General features: G+C 72.0%; 2 protein-coding genes. Both read right to left on the reverse strand.

Annotated features, from left to right (window positions below; translation table 11 throughout):
- A partial coding sequence (locus tag ACQKIP_RS47720) for a hypothetical protein (protein WP_427745896.1) occupies positions 1–320 on the reverse strand: 320 nt, incomplete at its 3' end.
- Between the two features lie 450 nt (positions 321–770).
- The coding region (locus ACQKIP_RS47725) for an STAS domain-containing protein (RefSeq protein WP_427745897.1) at positions 771–1,251 on the reverse strand (481 nt) is incomplete at its 5' end.

Here is a 1,251-nt window from a genome sequence, read left to right on the forward strand (position 1 = left end):
GTCTCCACCCGCACATGGTCTTCGCCGCGGAGGCCTACTGGGACCTCGAATGGGCCCTGCAGCAGCAGGGGTTCGACTTCTGCTACGACAAGCGGCTCTACGACCGGATCCTGAACGAGAGCCCCGAGTCGGTGCGCGGGCACCTGCAAGCCGACGAGCAGTACCAGCGCGGCCTGGTCCGGTTCCTGGAGAACCACGACGAGCCGCGGGCCGCGCGCACCCTGCCGGCGGCCAAGGAACGGGCGGCGGCCACGCTTATTGCCACGCTGCCCGGCGCGACCCTGTGGCACGAGGGCCAGTTCACCGGGCGCCGTGTCCACCTGCCGGTCTTCCTCGACCGGCGTCCGGACGAGTCGCCGGACCCCTCCCTGCGGGAGTTCTACGAGCGGCTCCTCGCGGCGGTGCACCGCAGCAACATGCGTACGGGACGCTGGCAGCTGTTGGACTGCGAGGGCTGGCCCGACAACGACTCCGGCCGGGACCTCATCGTCTCGTGCTGGTCGGGCGAGGCGGGCCGGCACCTGACCGTGGTCAACCTCTCCGACCACCCCGCGCAGGCACGCATCCGGCTGCCCTGGAGCGAACTCGGCCAGGGGGGCGTGGAGTTGGCCAGCCTGCTCGACATCGAGCGCTATGAGCGGGCCGGTGCGGAGCTGACGGGCAGCGGGCTCTACGTCGATCTGCCGCCGTGGGGCACGCACGTGCTCTCCGTCGCCCCGGCGAACGTGTCCCTGCCCGCGCACTTGCCCGCCCTGCCGCGCGGACCCGGATCAGCCCCGGTCACCGGTCGCCCGGTCGGCCGGGGTCCAGTTTGCGCCGCTGTCCGAGCGGTAGGCCTCGATGGCGCCCTCCACGGTGGGGTGGAAACGGCTCGCGTCGAAGGTGCGGGCCAGGCCGTAGCGCTCGACCTTGCGCCGTACCGGGTCCTTGAGTTCGGCGAAGACCAGGTCCACGCCCCGGTCCCTCAGCGCCGCGTCCAGCTCCTCCAGGATGTCCGCCGCGGTCGTGTCGACGTCGGTCATCGGTTCCGCGGCGATCAGCACGCGTCGCGGTGCCGGTTCGGCGTGGGCGCAGCGCAGGACTTCGTCGCGGAACGACTTGGCGTTGGCGAAGAACAGCGGCCCGTCGAAGCGGAAGATCACCAGGCCCGGCAGCAGCTCGGCGCCCGGGTGCGACCGCACGTCGTGGTAGCCCTCCAGGCCCGGCACACGTCCGAGGACGGTGCTGTAGGGCCACCACGCGCGCCGGAAG

It is taken from the genome of Streptomyces sp. NPDC059900 (assembly GCF_050270335.1).
Classification (GTDB): Bacteria; Actinomycetota; Actinomycetes; order Streptomycetales; family Streptomycetaceae; genus Streptomyces.